Origin of the sequence: Aliikangiella marina (assembly GCF_007004765.1) — a bacterium.
In the GTDB taxonomy this organism is placed as follows: domain Bacteria; phylum Pseudomonadota; class Gammaproteobacteria; order Enterobacterales; family Kangiellaceae; genus Aliikangiella; species Aliikangiella marina.
Map to the genome: position 1 here is coordinate 291374 of NZ_VIKR01000001.1, position 25135 is coordinate 316508.

At 42.9% G+C, this 25135-nt stretch carries 30 protein-coding genes and 1 tRNA gene; 9 read left to right on the top strand and 22 right to left on the bottom strand.

Annotated features, from left to right (window positions below; genetic code table 11):
* Window positions 1-66: 66 nt before the first annotated feature.
* Window positions 67-1440, bottom strand: coding sequence for an SLC13 family permease (locus FLL45_RS01270; protein WP_142887977.1), 1374 nt, complete (start codon window positions 1438-1440; stop codon window positions 67-69).
* 81 nt (window positions 1441-1521) lie between these two features.
* Between FLL45_RS01270 and FLL45_RS01275 the strand changes: the two genes are divergently transcribed.
* The gene (locus FLL45_RS01275) at window positions 1522-2175 is read left to right on the top strand and encodes a flagellar brake protein (protein ID WP_142887978.1); all 654 of its coding nucleotides are present in this window, start codon (window positions 1522-1524) and stop codon (window positions 2173-2175) included.
* Window positions 2176-2332: 157 nt separating this feature from the next.
* Here FLL45_RS01275 and trxB read toward each other — a convergent pair whose 3' ends face one another.
* The 4 genes from trxB to ald form a co-directional block, all read right to left on the bottom strand.
* Window positions 2333-3286 carry a thioredoxin-disulfide reductase gene (trxB, locus tag FLL45_RS01280; protein WP_142887979.1) on the bottom strand — a complete coding sequence of 318 codons (954 nt, stop codon included), beginning with the start codon at window positions 3284-3286 and terminating at the stop codon, window positions 2333-2335.
* Between the two features lie 153 nt (window positions 3287-3439).
* The gene (locus tag FLL45_RS01285; protein WP_185964282.1) at window positions 3440-3976 is read right to left on the bottom strand and encodes a DUF2058 domain-containing protein; all 537 of its coding nucleotides are present in this window, start codon (window positions 3974-3976) and stop codon (window positions 3440-3442) included.
* A gap of 189 nt (window positions 3977-4165) precedes the next feature.
* Complete coding sequence (locus FLL45_RS01290; protein ID WP_142887981.1) at window positions 4166-5551, bottom strand: Type 1 glutamine amidotransferase-like domain-containing protein; 1386 nt, start codon at window positions 5549-5551, stop codon at window positions 4166-4168.
* Between the two features lie 551 nt (window positions 5552-6102).
* On the bottom strand, window positions 6103-7221 hold the full coding sequence (gene ald / locus FLL45_RS01295; RefSeq protein WP_142887982.1) for an alanine dehydrogenase: 1119 nt from the start codon (window positions 7219-7221) through the stop codon (window positions 6103-6105).
* 181 nt (window positions 7222-7402) lie between these two features.
* Between ald and lrp the strand changes: the two genes are divergently transcribed.
* From lrp to serS, 6 genes are all read left to right on the top strand, one after another.
* On the top strand, window positions 7403-7885 hold the full coding sequence (lrp, locus tag FLL45_RS01300; RefSeq protein WP_142887983.1) for a leucine-responsive transcriptional regulator Lrp: 483 nt from the start codon (window positions 7403-7405) through the stop codon (window positions 7883-7885).
* Window positions 7886-7933: 48 nt separating this feature from the next.
* Window positions 7934-10240: a DNA translocase FtsK gene (locus FLL45_RS01305; RefSeq protein WP_142887984.1), complete on the top strand. Its 2307-nt coding sequence runs from the start codon at window positions 7934-7936 to the stop codon at window positions 10238-10240.
* A gap of 175 nt (window positions 10241-10415) precedes the next feature.
* Entirely contained in the window at window positions 10416-11075 is a 660-nt protein-coding gene (gene lolA, locus FLL45_RS01310) for an outer membrane lipoprotein periplasmic chaperone LolA (protein WP_142887985.1), read from the top strand.
* A gap of 42 nt (window positions 11076-11117) precedes the next feature.
* Window positions 11118-12458, top strand: coding sequence for a replication-associated recombination protein A (locus tag FLL45_RS01315; RefSeq protein WP_142887986.1), 1341 nt, complete (start codon window positions 11118-11120; stop codon window positions 12456-12458).
* 126 nt (window positions 12459-12584) lie between these two features.
* Window positions 12585-12992 carry a fluoride efflux transporter CrcB gene (gene crcB / locus FLL45_RS01320; RefSeq protein ID WP_142887987.1) on the top strand — a complete coding sequence of 136 codons (408 nt, stop codon included), beginning with the start codon at window positions 12585-12587 and terminating at the stop codon, window positions 12990-12992.
* Between the two features lie 69 nt (window positions 12993-13061).
* Entirely contained in the window at window positions 13062-14345 is a 1284-nt protein-coding gene (gene serS / locus FLL45_RS01325; protein ID WP_142887988.1) for a serine--tRNA ligase, read from the top strand.
* Between the two features lie 60 nt (window positions 14346-14405).
* Here serS and FLL45_RS01330 read toward each other — a convergent pair whose 3' ends face one another.
* From FLL45_RS01330 to tusD, 5 genes are all read right to left on the bottom strand, one after another.
* Window positions 14406-15011 carry an MlaC/ttg2D family ABC transporter substrate-binding protein gene (locus FLL45_RS01330; protein ID WP_185964283.1) on the bottom strand — a complete coding sequence of 202 codons (606 nt, stop codon included), beginning with the start codon at window positions 15009-15011 and terminating at the stop codon, window positions 14406-14408.
* 244 nt (window positions 15012-15255) lie between these two features.
* Complete coding sequence (locus tag FLL45_RS01335; RefSeq protein ID WP_142887990.1) at window positions 15256-15585, bottom strand: TusE/DsrC/DsvC family sulfur relay protein; 330 nt, start codon at window positions 15583-15585, stop codon at window positions 15256-15258.
* 5 nt (window positions 15586-15590) lie between these two features.
* Complete coding sequence (gene tusB, locus FLL45_RS01340) at window positions 15591-15884, bottom strand: sulfurtransferase complex subunit TusB (protein ID WP_142887991.1); 294 nt, start codon at window positions 15882-15884, stop codon at window positions 15591-15593.
* A complete protein-coding gene (tusC, locus tag FLL45_RS01345; protein WP_142887992.1) occupies window positions 15884-16246 on the bottom strand; it encodes a sulfurtransferase complex subunit TusC in 363 nt (120 codons plus the stop codon). The genes tusB and tusC overlap by 1 nt, the downstream gene beginning before the upstream one ends.
* Window positions 16247-16260: 14 nt before the next feature.
* Window positions 16261-16656 (bottom strand): sulfurtransferase complex subunit TusD, encoded by a 396-nt coding sequence (tusD, locus tag FLL45_RS01350; RefSeq protein ID WP_142887993.1) that lies wholly within the window; start codon window positions 16654-16656, stop codon window positions 16261-16263.
* Between the two features lie 257 nt (window positions 16657-16913).
* Between tusD and gdhA the strand changes: the two genes are divergently transcribed.
* Window positions 16914-18260: an NADP-specific glutamate dehydrogenase gene (gene gdhA, locus FLL45_RS01355; RefSeq protein ID WP_142887994.1), complete on the top strand. Its 1347-nt coding sequence runs from the start codon at window positions 16914-16916 to the stop codon at window positions 18258-18260.
* Window positions 18261-18333: 73 nt separating this feature from the next.
* On the opposite strand, the gene FLL45_RS01360 is transcribed toward gdhA, so the two are convergent.
* Both FLL45_RS01360 and FLL45_RS01365 read right to left on the bottom strand, forming a co-directional pair.
* Window positions 18334-18513, bottom strand: a complete 180-nt coding sequence (locus tag FLL45_RS01360) for a hypothetical protein (RefSeq protein WP_142887995.1) — start codon at window positions 18511-18513, stop codon at window positions 18334-18336.
* Between the two features lie 70 nt (window positions 18514-18583).
* Window positions 18584-19255: a Bax inhibitor-1/YccA family protein gene (locus tag FLL45_RS01365; RefSeq protein ID WP_142887996.1), complete on the bottom strand. Its 672-nt coding sequence runs from the start codon at window positions 19253-19255 to the stop codon at window positions 18584-18586.
* Between the two features lie 222 nt (window positions 19256-19477).
* Between FLL45_RS01365 and FLL45_RS01370 the strand changes: the two genes are divergently transcribed.
* Window positions 19478-19568, top strand: a tRNA-Ser gene (locus FLL45_RS01370).
* A gap of 110 nt (window positions 19569-19678) precedes the next feature.
* Here the strand turns inward: FLL45_RS01370 and FLL45_RS01375 are convergent.
* From FLL45_RS01375 to FLL45_RS01420, 10 genes are all read right to left on the bottom strand, one after another.
* A complete protein-coding gene (locus tag FLL45_RS01375) occupies window positions 19679-19888 on the bottom strand; it encodes a hypothetical protein (RefSeq protein WP_142887997.1) in 210 nt (69 codons plus the stop codon).
* Entirely contained in the window at window positions 19858-21105 is a 1248-nt protein-coding gene (locus FLL45_RS01380) for a tyrosine-type recombinase/integrase (RefSeq protein ID WP_142887998.1), read from the bottom strand. The genes FLL45_RS01375 and FLL45_RS01380 overlap by 31 nt, the downstream gene beginning before the upstream one ends.
* Window positions 21102-21293, bottom strand: coding sequence for a hypothetical protein (locus FLL45_RS01385; RefSeq protein ID WP_142887999.1), 192 nt, complete (start codon window positions 21291-21293; stop codon window positions 21102-21104). The genes FLL45_RS01380 and FLL45_RS01385 overlap by 4 nt, the downstream gene beginning before the upstream one ends.
* 249 nt (window positions 21294-21542) lie before the next feature.
* Complete coding sequence (gene xisR / locus FLL45_RS01395; protein ID WP_142888001.1) at window positions 21543-21746, bottom strand: excisionase family protein; 204 nt, start codon at window positions 21744-21746, stop codon at window positions 21543-21545.
* A 2-nt stretch (window positions 21747-21748) separates the two neighbouring features.
* On the bottom strand, window positions 21749-22339 hold the full coding sequence (locus tag FLL45_RS01400) for a hypothetical protein (protein WP_142888002.1): 591 nt from the start codon (window positions 22337-22339) through the stop codon (window positions 21749-21751).
* A gap of 12 nt (window positions 22340-22351) precedes the next feature.
* Entirely contained in the window at window positions 22352-22516 is a 165-nt protein-coding gene (locus FLL45_RS22690; RefSeq protein WP_185964284.1) for a hypothetical protein, read from the bottom strand.
* A 36-nt stretch (window positions 22517-22552) separates the two neighbouring features.
* Window positions 22553-23128: a DNA N-6-adenine-methyltransferase gene (locus tag FLL45_RS01405; protein WP_142888003.1), complete on the bottom strand. Its 576-nt coding sequence runs from the start codon at window positions 23126-23128 to the stop codon at window positions 22553-22555.
* A 223-nt stretch (window positions 23129-23351) separates the two neighbouring features.
* On the bottom strand, window positions 23352-23591 hold the full coding sequence (locus FLL45_RS01410) for a hypothetical protein (protein WP_142888004.1): 240 nt from the start codon (window positions 23589-23591) through the stop codon (window positions 23352-23354).
* The gene (locus tag FLL45_RS01415) at window positions 23588-23878 is read right to left on the bottom strand and encodes a hypothetical protein (RefSeq protein WP_142888005.1); all 291 of its coding nucleotides are present in this window, start codon (window positions 23876-23878) and stop codon (window positions 23588-23590) included. The genes FLL45_RS01410 and FLL45_RS01415 overlap by 4 nt, the downstream gene beginning before the upstream one ends.
* A 3-nt stretch (window positions 23879-23881) precedes the next feature.
* Window positions 23882-25135, bottom strand: a complete 1254-nt coding sequence (locus tag FLL45_RS01420; protein WP_142888006.1) for a PDDEXK family nuclease — start codon at window positions 25133-25135, stop codon at window positions 23882-23884.

The window sequence follows — 25135 nt, forward strand, 5'->3', positions numbered from 1 at the left end:
TTTTACGCAACGTAATTAGCGGATTATAACGGTTATATGTTCACTTAAATTAAGTTATATGTTCACTTAAATTAATAAGTAGCACACTAAAGTAATTAGTATGGTGCCCAACAAGTTGAGTGCAAAACCATTTCGAACCATTTCCTTAATCGGCACTTGGTCGCTTCCATAAACAATAGCGTTGGGTGCTGTTGCAACCGGTAACATAAAGGCGCAGCTTGCACTCATCGCCGCAGGCAACATGAGCAGTGCAGGATCTATTTTTGCGCTCAGCGCTGCAGAAGCAAGAATCGGCATAAGCAACGCGGTGGTTGCGGTGTTGCTGGTCATTTCGGTCATAAATGTCACCGTAAACGCAATCGCCATGATAACCAATATTATTGGTAAGCCAGTGATCCCGGCTAACTGATTACCGATAATTTCACTGAGACCACTCGCCCCAAAAGCTTTAGCGATACAAATCCCGCCAGCAAATAATAAAAGGACACCCCAGGGAATTTGGTTAGCGGTTTTCCAATCAAGCAGACGGCCTTTGTTACCGTCAGGAATAATAAACATCGCGATACAGGCAAGCATGGCCACCGACGCATCGTTTGCGGTGGTAAAGCCAGTTAACTCACGCCAGCCGCCAAATGGTTCTGACCGAGTAATCCAAAGTAGCGCGGTGATAGCAAATACCCACATGACTCGTTTTTCAATCGTCGACCATTTTCCGGTGTCGGGTACTTCTATTTTTTCCTCAGATTTAATATGCCGAGTAATCCACAACATCATCAGCGGAATAAATAGAATGATCAGAGGTAGCGACCACATCATCCAGCTTAAGAACCCGAGAGACTTACCGGTCGCTTCTTCATAGGTTGAGAGGAAAAGTGCGTTGGGTGGCGTGCCAATTGGCGTACCGATTCCACCGACACTTGCGGCATAGGCAATCCCTAATAGCAAAACAACGGTCAACTGTTTATCTTTCGAGTTTTCCAGCGTTGCCAATGCGACCGGCAATAACATCAAAGTGGTGGCGGTATTCGATATCCACATACTCAGCACCGCCGCTGCTGCCATAAACCCCATCACGAGCCGTCTTGGAGAAGAGCCCCCAAACAAGTTGACCATAATTAATGCGATTCGCCGATGAGCGCCAGAATAAGCCATCGATTGAGACAAAATAAAGCCACCCATTAATAGCAGAATCAGCGGGTGACCATAAGCCGAACCAACCTCCGTTGGCGTGAGTACCCCTGTCAAAGGAAACGCTGCGAGTGGAATCAACGACGTCACTGGGATAGGAATCGGTTCAAAAATCCACCAAATAGCACACAGAAAAGTAATGCTCGCAACAATGACGACCGGTAGCGTAAATTCGAGCGAGTAAAGCAGGATCCCAAGGCCTAAACTCAAAAGCGGCGTCAGCCAAAGTAGGGTGTTTTTTATATTATCCATTGATTAAGAAATTTAGTTTTTATATAAAATAAGTCTACACTTAAAAGAATTCTAAACAAACAGGAATATTGGCTTCTATTTATGCGAGTAGAAGAATTGGGGCTAGCGCCTGGGGATGCGCTACAGTTACAAATTGGTGATAATGCTGATGCGCGCTATCCGGTTAAGTTTATCGGTATTAATCCGCGTGGCAGCGTCATTGTATCTGCGCCTCAAAGCGGTAAAGATAAGATGATTTTTGTCAGGGAGTCTCAGCTGGTCACCTTACGATTTGTCGCCAAAAATACAGCATCTGGATTTACCACCCGGGTTCTCGCGACTCGTGGTCAGCCATACCCTTATCTTCACCTAGAAATTCCTAAAGATATCCAATCTGTTGAGGTGCGTAAGGAGGTGCGCGTAGCGACTGATATTGGGGTTACGATAATTAATAAGACGCACAAATCGCCTGCGCTGACCGGTCGACTGCTTAACATGAGCTGCTCTGGTGTAAGGATTGAAACCAATATGCGAATTGCACTGGAAGGCGACCTTCTCAATGTGACCATGAAATTATTGCTTGAAGATATCGAGCGAATTGTCACTGTCGATTGCTTAGTAACCTATGTTAAAGAGGATGATGATGCTGGAGAATATGCCTACGGCATGAACTTTGACAATATTGATGACGAAGAAATGGTGTCCTTAAGAGGGTATGTCTATCAAGAAATACTGCGCGGGTTACATATGATTTAAGCGCCAAGAGCGAATGGCTAAAACAGCAGCGCGAAAACAGTAGGGCTGAAACAGTAGGACTAAAATAGTCGTGCTAAAACCGAGAGAGATGATAAAGAGACGATAAAAAGGGCGCTAGATAGCGCCCTTTTTAATGCTAGATTTTAATGGGACGGGGCTAACCTTGCGCGTCTAAAAATTTCTCTGCGTCTAGAGCCGCCATACAGCCTGCAGCGGCTGATGTCACTGCTTGTTTATAGACTTGGTCTGCCACGTCTCCTGCAGCATAAACCCCTTCGACGCTAGTTGCGGTGGCATTACCTTGGAGACCACTATTGACGACAATGTAGCCGTTTTTCATTTCCAATTGGCCTTCAAAAATTCCGGTGTTTGGCTTATGGCCGATCGCAATAAATACCCCTTCTAAATCAAGCTCCGTGATTGATTCATCTTGCGTACTCTTAATTTTGATTCCGGTGACCCCCATGTTGTCACCGACGACTTCTTCCAGGGTATTATTCCAATGGATTGTGATATTGCCGTTTTCGGCTTTCTCAAACAAATGGTCCTGCAATATCTTTTCCGAGCGCAAGGCATCACGGCGGTGAACCAGGTGAACTTCTGAAGCGATATTTGAAAGATACAAGGCTTCTTCCACCGCAGTGTTGCCACCACCAATAACAGCGACCTTTTTGTTGCGGTAAAAGAATCCATCACAAGTCGCACAAGCGGAAACGCCTTTTCCTTTAAAAGCCTCTTCCGACTCTAAGCCTAAATACATTGCAGAGGCGCCGGTCGCAATAACTAAAGCATCAGCGGTGTAGGTGCCTTGGTCACCCGTAAGAGTGAACGGGCGTTTGCTCAAGTCTGTGGTGTGAATATGGTCAAAAATAATTTCTGTACCAAAGCGTACCGCATGCTTTTCCATGCGATCCATTAACTCGGGACCTTGCACGCCGTCATTGTCACCGGGCCAATTGTCAACATCAGTAGTGGTTGTTAATTGACCACCTTTCTCCATACCCGTGATGATGACTGGCTCTAAGTTAGCTCTTGCACCATAAACTGCTGCAGAATAACCTGCAGGGCCAGAGCCAAGGATAAGTAATTTACAATGACGAGATTGTGGCATGGGGATTACTCCAAAAGTGATTCTTTGCTATTTACATGTAAAAACGATAGCGAATTCTAGAAGGGATTGGCGCTAGACTCAACAACTGATTCTCATATTCAGTCTCAACTATTACATCGATAGTTATTGCCTAGCTAATCTCAGCTAAATTTGCTACCACATTAGGTCATCTGGTATTTGATAATCCGCATAAGGATCATCCTCAGAGACTTCTTCAGTCGGTTCGTTGATAAGGACGATGAAGTCGTCAGAACGTTGCATAATTTTTGCTGCTACCGGGGTCGGGATAAGCTTATAGGCACCATCGAGGCGAGTGATCGCCAAACGTCCATTGGACAAGTGACGGTGCACTTCATTGGATACATCAAGGCTTTTGATAGCACCATTATCTGAAAAGTTGAACGATACTGCGGGTTTACCGGTGTCTTGTTGATTGGAATCGATGATTTGCTTGATTTGCGCTAGGACTGCTTTTTCTTCGGCCTCCGCATTTTTAATCTGATTGAGTTCGCGTGCTTTGTCCGCTTTTTCTGCGATGAGCTGCTCAGCGGCCAGTTTACTTTCGTCAACAATATCTTGTTTTTGCTTACGGGCTATTTTCTTTTTTTTGCGTTGTGCTGACTTGGCTTTGTTCGCTTTGTCTTTGGTCGTTAAGCCAGCCTTAAGTAATTGATCTTGTAGCGAGGACACGCTCAATCCCTGTTTTTATCGATTTTTAACTTAACCATTATTGTGGGGGGCTGAGAGCTGTTTTTCAAGGTCAAAAGATGGTTTGGAGAAATTAATACCGGACGGAGTAAATACGATTGACTGGAGAAACAGCGACTGGTTCAATAAACAAGCGGGCAAACTTGTACCCGCTAGTGCAGTTTTATCAAATTAGTAAGGCGTGGATGGGGTATAAAAATTATTATCACGGCCGTCAATCGAGAGATAGATATAAGGCTGCGATGAATTGCCCGTATTGAAGTTAAAGGTATCCCCAGCGGTCAACTTGAAACGACGAATATTCTCGTAGATTACGGGGGCACTACAACTAAACCGAGTTAATTGGCTGTTGCTATCTTCTTGGAGAACGTAGACGGCATTATCTCCATCGACAACAGAAGTGCCATCAGCGCGAATAAAAATCGAGGTGTCTTCGTCGACGCCAACGCCGGTAATTGGAGAGCCAATATCCGCCATAAAAACCGCGAGTCGTCCCATTCTATCTCTCTCAGCAAAATGAGTATCGGTAACGATGTTTTTCATAAAATGAGTCGACAGAAAAGTGGAAATATTTAAATAGGGATGACAAGCATCAGAAACTGCTTCAGCACTATAAATTCCTGGTACACCATCGGGGTCGTAAACGAACTGACCCTGAATCGCATTTCCAGCGGAAGTTCCGCCTAATATGCCTCCTTTTTGAATTACATGGTTTAATGCACTCTCAACGAGTGTGCCTTTCCACTGGTTGAGATAGTCCGACTGATCGCCGCCTGCAATCCAGATAAACTCGGCACTTTTTATCGCCCACTCAACATAGTCGCTATTCGCTTTGTTACGCGAATCAACAATTAATGTTTCGACTGAGTTTGCATTGGTACGTTCCAGCAAGACATCGTTGTATCCATCAGAACCACTGGTTCTTAATACGACAACATCACCGCCTTCCATTAAGGGTTTAACTCGAAGTGAAAAAGCTTCATCAACGTCAAAGTTACCGCCCATTAAAAGTACTGCTGGCTCATTTAAAGAAATACAAATATCTTGATCGCTTTGACCCGGTGCCACGGATAACCAGTTTTTTAAACTGCCGGGTTTTGCGGGTCTAGGACCATAGCCGCAATCATTTCCGCCACCGGAATCATTCGCATTGTAGTCGACCAAAAGATCGTACCAGCCGCTGCCTCGATATCGGGTTACTTGCAAATAGTATCGGCTGCTATTGGTTATAGTGTAAGAACCGGTTTCAGGAACATTGCTTGAAGTGGCAGCTGTGAGTTGAGTTCCCTGATTGTTGAACAATGCCCAATCAAAGTCATCTCGGCTATGGTGGTTTAAACTAATTGAAATGTTTCCGTCTAAGGCGTCAAAGTAATACCAATCGACGTCACGTCGATTATTGATACTGGCAGATAAGTTTTGGTTATCACACAGTGGCCCCTCGGCCGAAGAGAGCGTATTGTTGTTAGTGGACTCACTGGTTATACATGCTTTTACACTTGATGGTTTTACACAAACCATCAATACCAACAAAAGACTTGAAGAAATTATTTTCATCGTTATATCTCCAAAATATTTTTGGTTTTCTCTGGCGTACAAAGCGCCTCAATTATTTTTATCAAATAAAAAATAATTAATGCATTAAGACGCTGAACGTGAGATTGAATTTATCGGCTAGTTAAAACTAGAAAGGTGATATCTATTCGTCAAACCACTCTGAGAGATAGTGGTCCTCGAAAAAGTAAACGATGAAGTAGTTTGAGTTTTTAATCATATGTTTTCGTTTTTCTTGCCATGAAAACATGGCGTATATTTTTTATACGCCTTGGTCAAAAAAAAGTCAACCAATAATCTGAGATTAGAATGTGATAGCGTTATCATTACGCTTAAAGCCAATAAAAATAATGACTCAATAAAAAGTGATAAGTGAAAAGTGAAAAGTGAAAAGTGAAAAGTGAGAAGGCTTTTAAAACCTATTCAAGTTTACTATTGAGTAATCCATCTTTTTTTTAAATATCACTATTAAATAAAAAAATAGTGGTAGCAACCAACGATCGCGGATAAAAAAGCCCCGATGCCGGGGCTTTGTTAAATTGGCAAAATTTTGTTTAGACGTTTAGCGCATCGGCTGGGTCAACAAACTCAAAACCTAGATTGTCAGCAACACTTTTGTGAGTAACCATGCCTTTATGAACATTGAGTCCATTCAGTAAATGTTTGTCTGCTTCAAGCGCAGCTTTATAACCATTGTTAGCAATGCTGATGATGTATGGCAGTGTTGCATTATTTAATGCAAAAGTTGAAGTTCTTGGCACCGCTCCAGGCATGTTCGCAACGCAGTAGTGAACAACATCGTCAACAATGTAAGTTGGCTCTGCGTGTGTGGTTGGTTTAGAAGTCGCAAAACAACCGCCTTGGTCGATTGCCACATCAACAACTGCCGAACCCGGTTTCATGCGAGAAATCATTTCTTCTGTAACGAGTTTGGGTGCAGCAGCGCCAGGAATCAAAACACCGCCAATGACTAAGTCTGCTGAGAGAACATGTGACTCAAGCGCATCTTTACTCGAAAACACGGTTTCTAATTGTGCGCCGAACTGAGCATCCAAGCGGCGAAGGACATCGATATTGCGGTCAAGAATGACAACTTTTGCGCCCATACCAATAGCCATTTGCGCAGCGTTGGTGCCAACCACGCCACCACCGATGATGACCACTTTTGCGGGAGATACACCTGGCACGCCGCCCAGTAACATGCCGCGGCCCTGTTTAGATTTTTCCAAACACTGAGCGCCTGCTTGGATAGACATTCGACCAGCGACTTCAGACATAGGCGCTAGCAGTGGTAAGCTACCTTGATCACTAGTTACCGTCTCATAGGCAATACAAATTGATTTACTTTTAATCAAATCTTGAGTTTGTGGCAAGTCAGGTGCTAAGTGAAGATAAGTAAAAAGAATCTGATCTTCGCGAAGTCTTGCGCGCTCCTCGGCGAGTGGCTCTTTAACTTTGACGATCATTTCTGCTTCGGCAAAAACTTCTTCTGCAGTCTGGCGAATTTCAGCACCAACAGCGATGTAGTCTTCGTCGCTAAAACCGATTCCGCTACCTGCATTAGTCTCAACAATTACCTGATGACCGTGATGAATAAGTTCACTGGCACTTGCTGGAACCATACCAACACGGTATTCGTGGTTTTTTATTTCTTTAGGTACACCGATTAACATCGCAATCCTCCTGGGTATTTCATATAGGTACTAGATTTGTCGCAAAATTAAGGGCTCGATTTAAAATTGCCCCAAAAAATTTTGCGCTAGTATACGCCGGTTAAAGCAGAATAACTTGCTTAAATACGCCTATAACTAGTAGAATAATCTTCTAAGGGCGTTTTAAAAAGATAAAATCACTATGGCGCGTTTGGTGTCTACCGACCTAGATAGAATCGATAAGGCAATACTCAGAGAGCTGCAAAGAGATGGCAGAATCGCTAATGTTGAGCTTTCTCGGCGGGTTGGTTTAAGTGCAACTCCTTGTTTGGAAAGGGTTAAACGGCTTGAGAAAAATGGTTATATCAAAGGCTATTCAGCAAAAGTAGCGCCAGAAAAGCTTGACGCTGCACTGCTAGTCTTTGTCGAAATTCGATTAACGCGGACATCTCCCGACGTTTTTGATGATTTTAAAAAATCTGTTATCGACCTACCGCAAGTGTTAGAGTGCCACCTAGTGTCCGGTGATTTTGATTATCTGGTTAAAGCACGCGTAGCCGATATGGCGGCTTATCGAAATCTCCTCGGTGAAACCTTGCTGACGCTCCCAGGGGTGAGCGGCTCGAGAACATACGTGGTGATGGAAGAAGTCAAAGAAAGCAGCGAGATTCAGATACTCGGATAGAGGCCGTTCCGGGGCAGACACCGTAAGATTGTGAATAAAAATAAACCTATGAATACGAAAGTTGAAAACCAACAAGTTGCCAATTTAATGATGGTTCGCCTCAAAGAGGGCGGCTTTATCGTTTTGATTGCTGTGGCGATTTTTTTATTTATTTCTCTCTGGAGTTACTCACCCGATGATCCTGGTTGGACTGTCGCTCGAGATGTCTCAGAAATTCAAAATGCAACTGGCCGAGCTGGCGCTTGGTTTTCGAGCTTTTTCTTGCACTTGATTGGTTATCTCGCGTTTTTGTTTCCGTTTATGGTGGTTTACTCCGGCTATTTACTGTTTCGGGAGCGAAAAAATACCCTTCCCAATAGTTGGGTGTTTTGGACATTCCGTCTGTTTGGACTAATTTTTACTTTGATGTTAGGCGCTGCTATTTCGGCCCAACATTTTGCTGATCCGGCAATGGCTAACGCTTATTTTTCAGGTGGGATTTTGGGCAAAATGCTCTCTGATCTATTGGTCAGCTGGTTTAACCCTGTGGGAGCAACGTTACTTCTACTCGCAGCATTTTTCGCTTCAATGACATTGTTTACCGGAATCTCCTGGTTTCAACTAATGGATTGGACGGGAAAAGTGACGTTGGACGGTATTGCCTGGTTACAGACAAAACTTATCGATTTAGTTGATCAGATCAAAGATAAAAAAGCCCAAAAAGAAATTAAACAAGCAAGAGAAGCGGTTTTTAAACAAGAAAAAGTAAAAATAGAAAAACGTGAGCCCGTTAAGATAGCCAAAGAAGTTCGCAAGATAGAACCCAGTGCTCGCCAACAAAAAGAGAAGCAAGTTAGCCTATTTGATGACTCGCCGGTTGAGGGCGAGTTACCGCCGGTACGACTACTTGACGAGCCAGAAGAGCAAACCCAACGAATGTCCGATGAAGCCCTTGAAGCAATGTCCCGGTTAGTTGAGTTGAAGTTAGCTGATTTTAAAGTGGATGCGCAAGTCGTAGCGGTCCATCCAGGACCTGTCATCACCCGTTTTGAGCTATCGCTGGCGGCGGGGGTCAAAGTTGCTCGAATTACCAATTTGGCTAAAGATCTCGCTCGCTCAATGTCGACAACGAGTGTCCGGGTAGTAGAAGTCATTCCTGGTAAACCTTATATCGGCATCGAAGTCCCCAATGAGTCGCGAGAAATGGTTCGCTTAAAAGAAGTCGTCGGCAGTAAAGCGTTTGATGATTCTAAGTCTTCTTTGACCATGGGCCTGGGTAAAGATATATCCGGCGCACCTATTGTGATCGACTTGATGAAGATGCCCCACTTATTGGTCGCGGGTACTACTGGTTCGGGTAAGTCAGTCGGTATCAACGCCATGATTGTTAGTATATTGTACAAATCTTCTCCGGAAGAAGTGCGGATGATAATGATCGATCCAAAGATGCTGGAATTGTCCGTATACGAAGGGATTCCACATTTGTTAACCCCGGTTGTAACCGATATGAAAGAAGCGGCGAACTCGCTGCGATGGGCTGTTGCTGAAATGGAACGCCGCTACCGCCTAATGTCGGCGATGGGGGTTAGAAATCTCGCCGGATTTAACCGTAAAGTGCGTGATGCGATCAAAGCGGGCGAGCCACTCAAAGATCCCTTGTGGCAGCCGACCGATGACATGGAAGACGAGGCGCCAGACCTAGAGACTTTGCCTAAAATTGTCATTGTTATTGACGAGCTGGCCGACATGATGATGATCGTGGGTAAGAAAGTTGAAGAACTTATCGCGCGTATCGCACAAAAGGCTCGTGCCGCGGGAATACACCTGTTACTGGCAACTCAAAGACCGTCGGTGGATGTAATTACGGGGTTGATTAAAGCGAATATTCCATCGCGAATCGCGTTTCAGGTTTCGTCAAAAATTGACTCACGAACCATCCTCGACCAAGTGGGGGCGGAGCAATTACTCGGCCAAGGGGATATGCTTTATTTACCAGGCGGCACCAGCATTCCCACTCGAGTTCATGGCGCGTTTGTCGCTGACGATGAAGTTCATCGTGTTGTAGGAGACTGGAAAAAACGCGGTGAGCCAGTGTATGAAGAATCAATTGTCACCGGCGCCTCTGATGCCGATCTTCCTGGTATTCCCGCAGCTGAAGGGGATGAGAGCGCTGAGAAAGATGAGCTTTACGACCAAGCGGTAGCCATTGTTACCGAAACCCGAAAAGCCTCTATTTCCGGTGTGCAGCGGCGCTTAAAAATTGGCTATAACCGAGCCGCTAGAATGATAGAAGAAATGGAAGCTGCAGGAATTGTCAGTCAAATGCAGTCAAATGGGCAGCGAGAAGTTATCGCGCCACCACCTCCACCGGTATAAACATTGACTTTCTTAAATTGTTTAGATCAAGGCCATTCATCTTTGATTCAGGCCTATTTGATACAGTATGATCGAGGACTAGCGCTTAACTTGCTCAATTTCGTTGACCCTGAGATAGGGTTGATGACGTTTTTAACGTGAGTTAATGCATGTTAAATTATTTTAAGGATTGTCCATGTTGAAAAGATGTTTTAGTGGATTGATGGCGAGCTGTTTACTGATGTTGGCGCCTGTTATAAATTCTCAAGAAATTTCTCCCGCGACTCAATCGATGGCGGCGTTAATCAAAAATCTAAAAACCTATCAAGCCGATTTTGATCAACGTGTTATGAATGAATACGGTAAGGAAATGGATTACAGTACTGGTACTTTTACCATTCAAAAACCAAACCATTTTCGCTGGGAAGTCAAAGAACAATTTCCTCAGTTGATAGTCGCCGACGGCGAACACCTATGGACCCATGATATGGATCTTGAACAGGTGACTATCCAAAACCAGAACGAAGTTGTCGCTGGTTCTCCGTTATTGTTTTTGACGAGTGGAGCAAAACAATTAGCGGCGTCTTTTGATATCACTCAGTTGGAAGTGAAAGAGGCTGTTCATCAGTTATTTTCGTTAAAGCCCAAAAGTGAAGAAAGTGTTTTTGATTCGGTAACCATCTTATTCGAAGAGGGTAAACTCACCGAGTTGTACCTTGCAGATACTTTAGGCCAAAACACCATTGTTAAGTTTTATCATGTAAAACAAAACGAGAAAATTGATCCTGCGCTGTTTAGCTTCCAAATGCCAGAAGGAGTTGATATCGTTGATTCGAGAGCGACAGTGACTGAATAACGCTTTTTACATCAGGTCTCATTTTTACATCAGGTTCTACTTATGGCTGATCTTTTCTCTGAAGAAGACAACCAAGCGAATGATTTTTCTTCTCAGCCGCTAGCAGCGAGAATGCGTCCTGCTTCGCTCTCTGAATATGCCGGTCAAACGCATTTATTTGAGGAGGGTAAACCGCTTTACGAAGCGATAAGCCAAGGCAAATTACATTCAATGCTTTTCTGGGGGCCTCCGGGGACTGGAAAAACAACGCTTGCACGATTAATTGCCGCCCAATGTGATTGCCATTTTATCGCAATATCCGCGGTATTGGGCAGTGTCAAAGATATCAGAAAAGCGGTTGAGCAGGCACAGTTAAAACGTCAGATGGGCCAGCGAACTCTGCTATTTGTTGATGAAGTTCACCGCTTTAATAAGTCTCAGCAAGATGCGTTTTTGCCGTATGTTGAAGATGGCACCTTTGTCTTTATTGGGGCTACAACCGAGAACCCCTCCTTTGAAGTGAATAATGCATTATTGTCTCGCGCTCGTGTCTATGTACTGAAGTCATTAGACGAATCGGCATTGAGCAAAGTCTTGGCGCGGGCTTTATCGGATAACGAAAAAGGTTTGGGAAGCTTGTCTATTTCGGTATCAGAATCGGCAAAGAAGATTCTTATTTCTATTGCAGACGGTGACGCACGGCGACTTTTAAATTTACTTGAAATGGCCAGCGATATTTGCACGGTAGATCAAGATGGTAAGCGGATTCTCAATGAAAAGATAATTTGCGAAATTGTTGGCGAAAATTTGCGGCGATTCGATAAAGGGGGCGAAGCGTTTTACGATCAGATATCGGCTCTTCATAAATCGGTGAGAGGTTCTAATCCAGACGCGGCGCTTTACTGGTTTTGCCGAATGCTAGATGGTGGATGCGATCCGCTTTATATCGCCCGGCGGGTAGTAAGGATGGCGAGTGAAGATATCGGTAATGCCGATCCGCGAGCATTGCAAATTGCAACCAATGCCTGGGATGTCCAGCAGCGACTAGGCAGTCCTGAGGGCGAGCTAGCGGTTGCTCAAGCGGTTGTTTACATGGCGGTAGCCGCCAAAAGTAATGCAGTGTACAAAGCATTTAACGAATGTATGTCTCATGTAAAGCAGTCGGAAAGTTACGAGGTACCTTTACATTTAAGAAACGCGCCTACCAAACTGATGAAAGAATTAGATTATGGTACAGCCTATCGCTATGACCATGATGAGCCCAATGCTTTTTCTGCTGGACAAACTCACTTCCCGGATGAGCTGGGTGAGCTGACTTTTTATCATCCCGTCGATCGAGGAATGGAAAAGCAAATAAGAGACAAGTTACAGTTTTTGAAACAGCTTTCAAATAATTCTAAGTGAGTAGTTCAATAAATGAGTAGTTCAATAAATGAGCAGTTCACTAAATGATAGTCGTTTAATAACAAGAGCACTCATTTCAATTAGCACTGAAAATCAAAAGAACTGGAGTGAATTAAGAGAATAATAATGGAATCGATTTGGGGAAAATTACTGCCAACTCTCATGGTCGCGTTGGGTGGTGCCATCGGAGCCGCTTGCCGGTTTTGGGTAAGAGAGTTTTTACCGCGAATTACGGATACTCAATTTCCGCTACACACCTTAGCGGTAAACTTAGTTGGATGTTTTTTAGCTGGACTGTTTTTCATTTGGATTGAACAAGGGCCCGCAAATTGGACAATGAACCGAGTTCTTTTCTTCTTTGTTGGCTTTCTAGGAGCCTTTACAACTTTTTCGGCATTTGCCTTGGACAGCCTTTTATTATTCAATCACGGCGAAAACTTTAAATTAATCGTTAATATTCTCGCAAATTGCCTTTTATGCTTAGTTTGCGTGTTTGTTGGTGCTTGGGTTGGTGGTAGAATAGCCGCCCAGTAGCATTAAACTCGATTGAACTGAGTTTTTATAACATCAAATTTTTTATTAACCAGTAATTTGGATTAACCAATGATAGACCCAAAGCTTTTTAGAACTGATCTGGATGGCGTGATTGCCAATTTAGCCAGACGTGGAATGGATTTTGATAAATCGGCTTATCTCGATATGGAAGAGAGTCGAAAGTCGCTACAAGTTAAAATGCAAGACTTGCAAAACCAACGCAAAGTCAGTTCTAAATCCATTGGCCAAGCTAAAGCGAAGGGTGAGGATATTCAGCCGTTGCTTGATGAGGTTGCAAATTTAGGTAAAGAGCTTGATGAAACTGAAGCCGCCTTTAAAGACGTGCAAGCGAAGTTAGATGATTTATTTTTAGGTTTGCCCAACTTGTTATCAGAAGCGGTTCCTGAAGGAAAAGGCGAAGAAGACAACGTTGAGGTGAGACGCTGGGGTAATGTTCCTGAGTTTGATTTCGAGCCCAAAGATCACACAGATATTGGTGAAGGTGTGGCAGGGATCGATTTTGCGGCTTCGGCGAAGCTGAGCGGTTCGCGCTTTGTTGTGATGAAAGCAGGAGTTGCTAAATTGCATCGTGCACTGATTCAATTAATGTTGGATACGCATACCCAAGCGCACGGTTATAGTGAGACTTATGTTCCCTACTTAGTCAATCCTGAATGCTTGTATGGTACTTCTCAGTTACCCAAATTTGCAGAGGATCTTTTTACCGTGCAAGGTACTACCCAAGATGGTAAACCGCTTTACATGATTCCTACGGCCGAAGTACCGTTAACGAACTTGGTACGCGATGAAATTGTCAATGAGAGTGAGTTGCCTATGAAGCTCACCGGACACACGCCGTGTTTTCGCAGTGAAGCAGGCTCTTATGGTAAGGATGTGAAAGGTCTGATTCGCCAACATCAATTTGAAAAAGTTGAATTGGTACAGATTGTTAAACCGCAGGACTCAATGCAAGCGCTTGATGAGTTGACTGGGCATGCAGAGAAAATATTACAAATGCTTGAGTTACCTTATCGTACCGTCATTTTGTGTAGTGGCGATATTGGTTTTGGTGCGACTAAAACATTCGATATTGAAGTTTGGTTACCCGCACAAAATACCTATCGAGAAATTTCTTCTTGCAGCAACATGGGAGATTTCCAAGCGCGTCGGATGCAGGCGAGATGGCGTAACCCTGAAACTGGCAAACCCGAATTACTTCATACACTTAATGGTTCTGGTTTAGCAGTAGGACGAACGTTAGTGGCAATACTTGAAAATTATCAAACAGCTGATGGAAAAGTTAGAGTGCCAGAAGCGCTTAAGCCATATATGGGCGTAGATATAATCGGCTAATCATTGAAATAAAAAAACCGCCATAAAGGCGGTTTTTTTATTTTTAAAGCGGGTCTCAGTTTAGTTAGCTGAAAGTTGTGGAGTTTTCAGCTCTGCAATAAATTGTTCGATTCCCACTTCATTGATTCGTGGTCGGAATTGCTGTTGATAACTCTTTCGCATGTCAGTTCCTTCGACAATAATGTTAGTAATTAACCAACTACCACTTTTCTTTGACATGATGTAATTAATGCTAAAAGGCTGCTCACCCGGTTGCTTCATCTCGCTTTTTACGCGCGCGCTGGTGGGGTTCTTTTTACTGAATTCTGGCGCTTCAAATTCAAACGATTGGCCGTCATAAAGCGCTAGTCCCTTGGCGTATTTATCAATGACCTGGCTAATATATCCTTCGGTGAAAGAAGCCTTTTGGTTATCGTCGAGTGTTTTCCAAATCTTTGAGCCAAGTGTTCTTGACGCGAAATATTCGGTGTCGATTTTAGGCAATAGATGTTTACGGACTAATTCGTCTGCCAGTGAATCGTCAGTCTTAAGTGCCTCTTTATTTTTATCGAGGACTGAAATCATATTGTCTGCGATCTCTTTGAGCACAACCGATGGGTCGTCACTCGCTTGAGCGATTCCGCTAAAGCTTAAAATTATCATCATCGCGCCAAGTAATTTTCTCATTTTATTCTCCATTGCTTGAGATTATGGGTCGCTGCTAAAAGCATTATTCTATCAAAAATACGATAAAGGCGATGCTGCCTTTTAGCTATATTATTAACAATTTATGAACTTAAACTGAATTATTGCTAATTAGAATATCGAAACCCTGAAAAGTTACATAAGGGATACGAATAATACGAATAAATGGCTAATCGGTCACAAAATTAAGTTAAACGGGTGGGGGCTGTAGGCGCGATGCTAATAGTTAAGTACACCGGGCGGGTTTAGGTAAACCGGCTATTTTTGTAGCTTGTTTAGCGGGTCCTTCAGGGAATAATATTTGTAAATACAAGCTATTACCTTTCTCTGGCGGGAGTACTTTACCCAAATATTTAACCAGCGGTCGAATTGACGGACTGGTATTAAATTCTTCATAGAATTGACGCACGTAGCGCACGACTTGCCAGTGGTCGTCGCTTAGCGCAATATCTTCCTGCTGGGCAATGATTTCGGCGATGGACTCGTCCCAAAGCGAAGCATCTTTCATATACCCCTCTTTGTCTGTCTCAATGTGTTCAGGAAGGCTGCTCGACATTTTGTTTACCAGCTAATTGTTTTCTGATGACTTAAAGTTAGATCGACCATTTCTAAATCGTTAATGACTCGCGCAAATTGAAAAGACTCCCGGGTTAGTCCGCGTGCTCTGATATCGGCTTCGAGACCCAATATTGGTGAAGAAAGCGCACCCAGATAAGTATTTAACTGGTTATTCACTAAATTAAGAACGCCATCGCCTATAAACAGCAGCGAATCGGAACTGGCCACAAGTCGGTCAAAGTTACTTTGCAACTCTGCTTGACTCATTGAGCGATTTATCAGGTGTAACTGGGACATCAAAACCTCACCGTATGCGTACTCTGCAGCACCATTTTATGAATCTCAGCCCGAGTATTGATGGATGTGTTGTCGATCAATTGCTGTTGAGTTAGGCCAAATTGCGCGAGGCTCTCTTTCTCGACATGCACGCGTTCGATATCGTAAAATTCCAACGCTTTGAGCTGCGCGTCATGGAATTTATCGTCGAAAAACGCTTCTTCTTGGGTTGTCAGCAAGTGAAAAACGCCTTCATCAACAAAAACAAGTTGGACATTTTGTTCAAAAGCCGCACAAACCAGCGCTAGATCTACGCCTTCTTTGCCGTTAATTTTTCCGAATGGTGGACTCGCGATAATGATTGTGGTGTTTGTTGTTTCCATCACAAGACCTTCAATTACTTAAAGTGAATTAGACGACTTGATGAGTTGGACATGGCTGCAGCCAATTGACCGAGCCCAAGAACCGCAAAAGCGCTATCGATGGAATCTCCCACTTTGCCATTCATCTTTGCTTCTTCTTCGTTAATCACACCGCGCCGATTACTGGCTGCGACACACACTTGAAGTTCAAAGTTATGCGCTTCGGCAAGCTTAACCCACTGATCGGTTAGTTGGGTTTCATCCTGGGGGATACAAAGATAGCGATTAGCGATAGTGACAGCTTCTTGATAAAAGAAAACACTCGAAATCTCATTGCCCGATTCGATAACCGCGCGAATAAAACGGATTGCTGAATGATGGGCTTGCGACTGACTGTGACTGCCGGTGACAAGAAGAGTAAATTTGGCCATATTTGCCAAGCATGTGCTACTAACTAACTGAAGTTCAGGTAATTTTCGGGTAAGGGTGAGGCGAAATCAAGTAGTTGAGGTAAATATTGTCACAAAAAGACTGGTCTAATGTCTTTGTCATTAATAGACAGAGATAATCGCAGCCAAACTTAAAACATATCCCCAATTGAAATAATTTTAAGTTTAAGCGACACATTGTCTAAAGACCTGGCTAGTGAGTCTCAGGTTTTTAGGCGCTTAACCCAAGAGAATGACAAATGACGAATAAAAATTTAGACCTTGAGTCTTTCATGGACGATGTCCGCGAGCGTAATCCTGGTGAGACGGAATTTCATCAAGCTGTTCAAGAAGTAGCAGAAGATATCATTCCATTTATCAATGACCACCCACACTATAATCAAGCCGCCATCCTTGAACGGATGATTGAACCCGATCGAATTGTTTCTTTTAGGGTAAGTTGGGAAGATGACCAAGGGCAGATACGCGTCAATCGTGGCTATCGCGTTCAATACAATAGCGCTATCGGCCCTTACAAAGGTGGATTAAGGTTTCATCCTTCAGTGAATCAGAGCATCTTAAAGTTTTTAGGATTTGAGCAAGTCTTTAAGAATAGTTTGACGACTTTGCCGATGGGCGGCGGAAAAGGCGGATCTGATTTTGATCCTAAAGGTAAATCTGACAAAGAGGTTATGCGTTTTTGTCAGTCATTTATGACTGAGCTTCACAAGCACATTGGGCCTAATCGGGATGTACCAGCGGGTGATATTGGTGTTGGCGCGAGAGAAATCGGCTATTTGTTTGGCCAGTATAAGCGTTTGGAGAACGAATTCACCGGAACCTTAACGGGTAAGTCTTTAGAGTTTGGCGGTAGCTTGATTCGCACAGAAGCCACCGGTTACGGTGCGGTTTATTTTATGGACTTGATGCTTAAACACCAAGGCGATTCACTTGACGGTAAGACGGTGGTGATTTCTGGCTCCGGAAATGTTGCCCAATATGCTGCTGAAAAAGTGATTCAGCTGGGCGGGCGAGTGGTCACTATGTCTGATTCTAGCGGTTTTATTCATGATCCTGATGGAATCGATGAAGAAAAGTTAGCTTATATTATCGAGCTTAAAACGGTAAAACGCGGCAGAATCAAAGAGTACGCTGAAAAATACGGCGTGGAATATTACGAGGGACAGAAGCCTTGGGGAATTGCTTGTGATATCGCATTACCTTGTGCAACCCAGAATGAAATTGGAGTTGAAGACGCAAAACAGTTGGTTGCTAATGGCGTTAAAGCGATAGCAGAAGGTGCTAATATGCCAACCTATATCGATGCGATTCATGTTTTTCATGACAATAAAGTGCTCTACGCGCCGGGTAAGGCGTCGAATGCTGGCGGAGTCGCAGTCTCTGGCCTCGAAATGTCGCAAAATAGTTTGCGAATGTCCTGGACACGTCGTGAGTTAGACGTCAAATTACAAGGCATTATGAGCGATATCCATGATCAGTGTCTGAAATATGGAGATGAGGGCGATTACGTGGATTACGTCAAAGGCGCTAATCTAGCCGGGTTTGTTAAGGTTGCTAATGCTATGCTGGCGTATGGGGTAGTGTAATTTCCCGCGTTATTCAGCAAACCACAAAAAAGCCCGCTTAATAGCGGGCTTTTTATTGTGTATTTTTACGGTGTTATACCGATTTCATCAACAACCAGACAAAAAGCGCTACCCCACCAAGTAAGGCGAGTGCACCTAGCCACTCTTGTTGAGTACCTTTTTTACCGTGTTTCAGTTCGTGTTTTACACGCGGAAATATCATGACCAAGAACATGATCATTAGTATTGCCGAGCCTATTTTCATCCAATCCATTTTATCTCCTTAAAAAAATAGGGCTCTAAAAAGAGCCCTGTATCTTTCATCTGACTGGCGATTCGACCAATTAATCGTCGTTCGCAAATCCAAGAAGATGCAACAAGTTGATGAAGATATTGAACATGCTTAAGAACAATGAAACGGTCATCAAAATGTAGTTCGCAGACTCAGGTCGGTGAATCATTTGGCTGGTATCATACAAGATGAAGCCGCTCATGATCAGGATAATTACCGCTGAGATTGCTAGCGACAGACCTGAAATTTGCAAGAAGATGTTGGCCAACGAGGCAACGATTGCGATCATTAAGCCGACTAACAAGAATCCACCCATGAAGCTGAAGTCTTTTTTAGTCATCAACGCATAGCCTGAAAGTGCGAAGAAAATAATACCCGTGCCACCCAAAGCTGTACCAATGATTTGAGAGCCATTAGAGAGCGCTAGGTAAGCGTTTAAAAGCGGCCCAATCGCAAAGCCCATCAAGCCTGTGATGGCAAATACAGTGATAAGCCCGCTACTTGAGTTAGCTGTTTTTGGTAAGACAAACCAGATCATCAAAAATGCGATACCAATACAAATGAGGTAAGTCATTGGTGGCATATACATCAGCGTTGAAATGGTAGCCATTATTGCTGAGAAGATGAAAGTCGCAGAAAGAAGCAAGTAGGTATTCTTGAGAACTTTGTTGATCTCAACGGTACGTCCCGTGGTTCTTTCAATAACCGGTTGGTTAGGTTGCATTTGTAAACTCCTAATTTACGAAGAATATATTCAGTAGACCTTGTATTATAATAAGGGTTCAAAATAAAGAACCCAACCATTTAGGTCAAGTATTTTAGACGTTTTTGTAACAAGATTTGGGCGAGATCTGGGCAAAGATCCACCAACCCAAAAAAAATTGCCTATTTTTGTCATTTTTGGCTTTTCTGCGAGGAAATATTCGGGTAGTATGCGCCCTCAGTTGGAGAGATGGCAGAGCGGTTGAATGCACTGGTCTTGAAAACCAGCAAGGGTTAATAGCCCTTCCAGGGTTCGAATCCCTGTCTCTCCGCCAGATATAAACGAATAAGCCTCTGTTTTCAGAGGCTTTTTTGTTTCTAGTCTAAAATTGGTGGCCATTTGGTGGCCATTTCTCCCGAAACTCAGTCCGAATTAGTCCGTCGTTCAAGTCTTCAAATTTGCGGATTGAAAATATTCATCGACTTTGTTCTTTATTAATTCCCACTCGCCTTGCGCAAATATTTGTGAGCCTCCTTCGCTCGATATTTCTACCGTTTTACACTGGACGTCTAGTTTAATTTTTGTCTCATTGAAATCGTGATCTTGTGGGTATTCACATCTTATTATTGATTCTGTTTCAAAAACTTCAGACATTGCTCATTCTCCTGGGCTTGTTTTAATTGTTCGCTGACGAATGCCGCCATATTTGGCGAATCGTCTTTAATCCACTTCCCATAATGTTTTTTCAGCATCGCAGTGTCTTTGTGTCCCATTTGATGAGCAATCCATTCTTGCGGAATAAAAGCGCTCAGCAGTTGGCTAGCAAAAGTGTGTCGACATTGATTTGGCCCCCTGTGCCTAAGCTTCGCTGCTTTCATTACAAAAGTAAATCTTTTTTGCCAGGTAGGCTTAGTCCAATGACTATTGGTTTGCGGGTTTACGAAAACAAAAGAGACATCCTCTGACTTCTTCGTTAGATTGTCGCGTTGTCTCACTAGTATGTTTTTTGGCTTGAGCATAAAGCTTATTGTTCGCTGAGCCTCTAGCCACGGTTTAGCGTTATCTACTAGGTCTATTGTGCGTTCTCTTGAGCGCTCCTTTGGAACTTTGAATTCAGGACAGACTCGCGCTCGGTTTACTTTAACTTTTCCAGCACCAAGATCGATGTCCTCCCACGCCAAGCCAAAAGCTTCTGAAAGCGATAAGCCAGTCCAGCAACTAAATAAGATCATGTTGATTTCATATGGATACTTTTTGGACAGTTTTTCCAGACGAAGAAGTTCGCTCACTTCAAATGGATCAGCTTCGGTATTTTCAGCAAGTTCAATGTTTTTTATGCGTTCTAACGGGTTGACTCGTATTACTTCATCGATGAAAGCATCGCCCCAAACTCCGCGAATGATGGTAAAGATATCATTGACAGTTTTTGGAGCTAACCTCTTATTGATTAACTCGATCTGAAATCGTTCTAATCGGCTCTTAGAAATGTTAGATATTCTCTCATTTCCAAATTCGTTGATGACGTGCTTGGATTTAGAGACGTAGTTTGAATAAGTCGAAGGCGCTGTTTTTACTTCCTTAATGGCTAGCCAGTTCTTAACACCCTGGGCAACAGTCCGCTTCGAGTCCAAGCTGCTATCTACAAGGGACGCGTTTTTTGAGTTTGGAAAATGCGCCATAAAGTCGAATCGATTTTCCTTTATCTCGACGAGTATCGAGTTTCTTTTGCGCTCAGCGTGGTTAATATTTGCCTGAGTTATCTTGTGGAGATTGTCAGGCTTTTCTCGATACCTTCTACCTTTAAAACGAAATTCAACATATATTTTGTCTCGATGGATGAAAACACCGGCTGGGATCTTTAATTTACTCATAGCGTTTTGTTCATCTTGATTGCGTGAATTTTAGCTTCTTCTTTTCGAAGAGAGTTGAAGACAGTGGTTTTCCAGATTGGTATCCAGAATAGATAGGTGACGCGTCTTACGTGCCAGGTGGGGGTGATTTCTTCTTCATACCAAAAGTCATTGCGACTAAAGGCCTCATACTTTTTTCCTAGTAGCATTGTGAACTTTCCTTTTTCCAATTTTTATCAAAAACAGTTCCCAAGCTGCGCCACTGATTTGACGATCTCCAGACTCCCATCTTTGCCAAGATCGTAAATTCACGTGAACTAATTCAGCGCACTGGGATTGTGAAAAGCCCGCTTTAATACGGGTCTGTTTTATCATTTCGGAATCGGGTATATCTATTGTCATGTCCCGATAAGTCTCACTTTGCTAACGAATAACTATACGACCATTGGTCGTTAGTGTCAATAACCTTGCCGAATCCAGATTTCAATCTCTCTCCAATTATAGAAATAGTTGTTATCTGGTGCTTTTACCCAGTGTACACCTTCAAGCCATTCGCCGCGAGCGCGCTTTTTCCTGGCCGCTTCGGGAGAATAACCGTTTATTGAGGTTAGCAATTTTGCTTTTACCCAATCACCTGGGATTGCGTTGATTTGTTCTGTCATGCTCATGCCTCCAATAGTTTGTTAACGGCCTTAACCTCATCCATGCTAATTAGCGATGTGTTATTAGTCATTTGCTCAGGAAGGTACTGCTTGAATCCAGGGAATTCGGTTAGTAATTTTTTAGTAGTACTTGTTCTGCGAAGAGCCATGAAAATTGTTTGAACTTCATTTTCGATTTTCGAACACTCTCGCTTAAACGCTTTTAAGGCTGCGAGTATTTTTTTGTTCTTGTTGTAGTCCATATAGGTATTCCATTCGTTGATCTCAACACAGAATGGAACAGACGAGACTTTGATACTGTGAACATTCCTAAATACTTTTGAATAGGAGAAAGTCTGGCAAGAAAGGTCGAAGATAGATATATTCTCTGATCTTATGTGAATTATAAATTGATTTCGTTTCCGCAAGTAACCTGTGTTAGCTAGTTCCTTGTTCTCGTTGTAAATATTGATAGACTTTTTAAACTGTTTTTCGAATTCTTGATTTAAGATTGCTTTCAATTTATCTAGGTGCTCTTCGTATTTTGCCTTTCGCTTCTCTTTATACCAGCTTTCTAGAATGTGAAGTTTTAAGTTATTGGTCATTCTACTCATAATTTCATCTCCTTAGATGATTTCATAATCCAAATTGATGGGCAAGTCGCTTTCATCTTCGACAATTAGTACTGGCGTACCCTCGTCTAAAAAAATATCGATGTTTTCCTTGTCGCAATCAAAAGAAACAATCTCGGTTCCAATCCATTTTTGACTCATGTAAGTTAATCTAATCATTTATAAATACCTCGCTTTAGGAATGTTTGATTGATGTTATGAATAAGCTTTAATTAGCTCATTCCGATTTACAGATAGCAAAGTTGCACGGCCTTCTCGCGATAACGGTATCGGTGCAAATTCATAGATAGCTGTGCCGCGGGCACCACCAGATACCGGTGTACCTGCTTTGACTAATCTGTCTGACTTACCTGGTTTGCCTTTGACCCAGTAATCAGCTGGAGCTAGGAAAGCAATTCGACCGATGATAAAAGTGATTGAGGACGCGCGACGCAATATTGGAGAGTTATAAATATCTCCGTTAAGTGTCGGCATAACTAACACCGTCGTAAAGCCGTGGTTTTGCTCTTTGATGATTTGCTTGATCCATGGTGTTGGCGCAGAGTAGGGCGGGTTTAAAAAGCCCACATCCCAGTACTTCGACCACTCAACAGATAATGAATCTTGCTCAGTGCTGAGAAAGTCTTTACAAAAAGAGTTCTCTTCATCCGCGGCTAGATCAACGTCAAAGTCATACATAGAGTTAAGCCAGTTAAACATCCATTTAGGTGTTCGCCAGCAATCTCTTTGCTCTTTTGTTAAGCCGTATCTTCTTATCGTTTTTGTTTGCATTTTTTAGCCTCTTCCAACTGGTCTAACGATGTTGATAAGTTAGCGATTAGAATTAAGATATTGATTAAAGGTATAAAGCTCATAAAGAGAACGAGGAACAGCGCAAGCCATTGGTCAATTGTATAGCCACCGTTTTTTGTGTAGGCGTAAATAGCATTTAGTAGGGTGCTTATTACGCTAAATAAAACTGTGGCTAAATAAAAATCAAACATCTCTATTTCTCCTATTGAATGTTGATCTTCACACCTTGATAGCTATCAAAATTTAATTGATTAATTCGTCTATCAATGGCGATTCTTGAGTAACCTTTGCTTTGCATTTCGCTGACTGCCCGCTTAATTATCGGCTTCATGTAAATGTCAGCTTGCTTCTTGGTTACTGTAATTCTCTCGGCTTTTCTTCCGTTTCTTATCGATGCTTTTATAAACTCATCGAAGTAGTGAATTAATTGCTTTCTGGTCATGAGTCCTCCTCAAAAAATTCAAGTAAGATTTGAATTAGTTCTTCTTCATCCATGTCATAGCGATGTGCAATTTCAAGCCAGTCTTTCCCGTTGGCATGATCTATCCATGCTCGATCTCTTTGTAACCTGGTTAACTTTTTGAGTCGCACATTTGCATAGTTTTTACGGTCTCTTTTGTTTCTACAGTTTCGGCAGACATTACCGCGTCCGCCGTTGCTTATTTCGCTCGGCTTTACTCTTTTTGTACATATCGAGCAACGCGCTCGATTACGAGAGTTCAGCTTCATTGATTAACTTTTACCTCGACTACTGGTTAGTCTTGCCCCCATGTACCCGCGCAAACTCAAAAACTGTTCGTTCTCCAGAAGTTCGTCTGGATCTTTTTCAGATAAGGCGATTAATTCTTCGGAAGTGAATGCTTCGTCGTGCTCAAAGCCCTCGTCATTCGGAACGTTGTAAACTGGTTTGCCTTTAGGGGTTTTATATTCAACAACGTCGATAGAGTGCTCCTGGATAAAAGTGAGAGGTACGAGGTCAAATATCCAGCTATGCTGCTTGCAACCTTTCCATTGATCCGCAGTACTTTTTAAAGCTGACTCATGGCGTTTACAAAACCAGGTGGCGTCTTGACCTTCAAGTATCGGCTGAGAGTGTCGACAGTTTCTGCAGTGAGCGCGCTCGGGCAACATGTCGCCCCAATAGACAGCCTGGTAATCTTCAGATTTGTAGTTTTTGATTTCAAAATAGTTGCGATTAGGGTAACTACTTTCTGGTGGAATAATGGCTTCGAGGATTCTTTCAGCCTTATCTTTCAGTCCAGCCCACGCGAACTTTTCAAACTTAATTACTTCGCAATAAAGTTCAGATGTATCTTTGTTGTAAACAATCTCTAAGGCTCGATCTAAATTCGTCTTAGCCATATAGCATTGAACTTGCCCCCAGTATTCTGGGCTAGTTGCTTTGATGCCATGGTCTTTGAAGTTTTTGAAACGATCGTCTTTAGCTGATTTAAGCTCTAACACAGCCCATTTATCTGTGTTTGGTAGTCCTTGGATAACACCGTCACAGCTACCTGCGAAATGTCCACCAAGCATCTTGAAATTGATTTGATGACCAGTATCCGGGTCTACTTCAATAACATTAAAACGCTTTTCTTTGCGAGCCTCTTCATCTCCCCAAACATCTAGGCCAAGAGTCTTTGCATCTTCTTGTGTTACTTCTTTTAGAAGCCTTATGATTTCATCTTCAAGCAAGTTTCCTAGACTAAAAATCCGAAGTGTGCGAGCAGGGTGATTCCGTGGCAAACACCAATGAAAATCTAACCATAGCGTACGCTCATCCTCTTTACCGATTTGACTCATTCCAAGGTGGCCGCGAGGAACTTCAGAGCGATTGATTCTCTCCATGCTAGCGTCAAGTAAATCGATTACACTGACTGCAGAGATCTCAAAATCCTCGACTGGCATATCGCCAACGGGTGTTGATTCAGTGGTTGGCTTTTCTTGTTTCTCTTTAGCTAATTGCAGAACTGTTTTTGATAGCAT

What these genes read in the sequence shown, in the direction of transcription:
- FLL45_RS01400 (WP_142888002.1), bottom strand. Translation starts at nt 22,339, where the DNA reads ATGAGTAGAATGACCAATAACTTAAAACTTCACATTCTAGAAAGCTGG.
- gdhA (WP_142887994.1), top strand. Translation starts at nt 16,914, where the DNA reads ATGACGAATAAAAATTTAGACCTTGAGTCTTTCATGGACGATGTCCGC.
- FLL45_RS01385 (WP_142887999.1), bottom strand. Translation starts at nt 21,293, where the DNA reads ATGCTACTAGGAAAAAAGTATGAGGCCTTTAGTCGCAATGACTTTTGG.
- FLL45_RS01275 (WP_142887978.1), top strand. Translation starts at nt 1,522, where the DNA reads ATGCGAGTAGAAGAATTGGGGCTAGCGCCTGGGGATGCGCTACAGTTA.
- lolA (WP_142887985.1), top strand. Translation starts at nt 10,416, where the DNA reads ATGTTGAAAAGATGTTTTAGTGGATTGATGGCGAGCTGTTTACTGATG.
- FLL45_RS01420 (WP_142888006.1), bottom strand. Translation starts at nt 25,135, where the DNA reads ATGCTATCAAAAACAGTTCTGCAATTAGCTAAAGAGAAACAAGAAAAG.
- tusD (WP_142887993.1), bottom strand. Translation starts at nt 16,656, where the DNA reads ATGGCCAAATTTACTCTTCTTGTCACCGGCAGTCACAGTCAGTCGCAA.
- trxB (WP_142887979.1), bottom strand. Translation starts at nt 3,286, where the DNA reads ATGCCACAATCTCGTCATTGTAAATTACTTATCCTTGGCTCTGGCCCT.
- FLL45_RS01330 (WP_185964283.1), bottom strand. Translation starts at nt 15,011, where the DNA reads ATGAGAAAATTACTTGGCGCGATGATGATAATTTTAAGCTTTAGCGGA.
- xisR (WP_142888001.1), bottom strand. Translation starts at nt 21,746, where the DNA reads ATGACAGAACAAATCAACGCAATCCCAGGTGATTGGGTAAAAGCAAAA.
- crcB (WP_142887987.1), top strand. Translation starts at nt 12,585, where the DNA reads ATGGAATCGATTTGGGGAAAATTACTGCCAACTCTCATGGTCGCGTTG.
- FLL45_RS01375 (WP_142887997.1), bottom strand. Translation starts at nt 19,888, where the DNA reads ATGTCTGAAGTTTTTGAAACAGAATCAATAATAAGATGTGAATACCCA.
- FLL45_RS01380 (WP_142887998.1), bottom strand. Translation starts at nt 21,105, where the DNA reads ATGAGTAAATTAAAGATCCCAGCCGGTGTTTTCATCCATCGAGACAAA.
- FLL45_RS22690 (WP_185964284.1), bottom strand. Translation starts at nt 22,516, where the DNA reads ATGATTAGATTAACTTACATGAGTCAAAAATGGATTGGAACCGAGATT.
- FLL45_RS01365 (WP_142887996.1), bottom strand. Translation starts at nt 19,255, where the DNA reads ATGCAACCTAACCAACCGGTTATTGAAAGAACCACGGGACGTACCGTT.
- FLL45_RS01270 (WP_142887977.1), bottom strand. Translation starts at nt 1,440, where the DNA reads ATGGATAATATAAAAAACACCCTACTTTGGCTGACGCCGCTTTTGAGT.
- lrp (WP_142887983.1), top strand. Translation starts at nt 7,403, where the DNA reads ATGGCGCGTTTGGTGTCTACCGACCTAGATAGAATCGATAAGGCAATA.
- FLL45_RS01405 (WP_142888003.1), bottom strand. Translation starts at nt 23,128, where the DNA reads ATGCAAACAAAAACGATAAGAAGATACGGCTTAACAAAAGAGCAAAGA.
- FLL45_RS01315 (WP_142887986.1), top strand. Translation starts at nt 11,118, where the DNA reads ATGGCTGATCTTTTCTCTGAAGAAGACAACCAAGCGAATGATTTTTCT.
- ald (WP_142887982.1), bottom strand. Translation starts at nt 7,221, where the DNA reads ATGTTAATCGGTGTACCTAAAGAAATAAAAAACCACGAATACCGTGTT.
- tusC (WP_142887992.1), bottom strand. Translation starts at nt 16,246, where the DNA reads ATGGAAACAACAAACACCACAATCATTATCGCGAGTCCACCATTCGGA.
- FLL45_RS01290 (WP_142887981.1), bottom strand. Translation starts at nt 5,551, where the DNA reads ATGAAAATAATTTCTTCAAGTCTTTTGTTGGTATTGATGGTTTGTGTA.
- FLL45_RS01360 (WP_142887995.1), bottom strand. Translation starts at nt 18,513, where the DNA reads ATGGATTGGATGAAAATAGGCTCGGCAATACTAATGATCATGTTCTTG.
- FLL45_RS01415 (WP_142888005.1), bottom strand. Translation starts at nt 23,878, where the DNA reads ATGAAGCTGAACTCTCGTAATCGAGCGCGTTGCTCGATATGTACAAAA.
- FLL45_RS01335 (WP_142887990.1), bottom strand. Translation starts at nt 15,585, where the DNA reads ATGTCGAGCAGCCTTCCTGAACACATTGAGACAGACAAAGAGGGGTAT.
- serS (WP_142887988.1), top strand. Translation starts at nt 13,062, where the DNA reads ATGATAGACCCAAAGCTTTTTAGAACTGATCTGGATGGCGTGATTGCC.
- tusB (WP_142887991.1), bottom strand. Translation starts at nt 15,884, where the DNA reads ATGTCCCAGTTACACCTGATAAATCGCTCAATGAGTCAAGCAGAGTTG.
- FLL45_RS01305 (WP_142887984.1), top strand. Translation starts at nt 7,934, where the DNA reads ATGAATACGAAAGTTGAAAACCAACAAGTTGCCAATTTAATGATGGTT.
- FLL45_RS01410 (WP_142888004.1), bottom strand. Translation starts at nt 23,591, where the DNA reads ATGACCAGAAAGCAATTAATTCACTACTTCGATGAGTTTATAAAAGCA.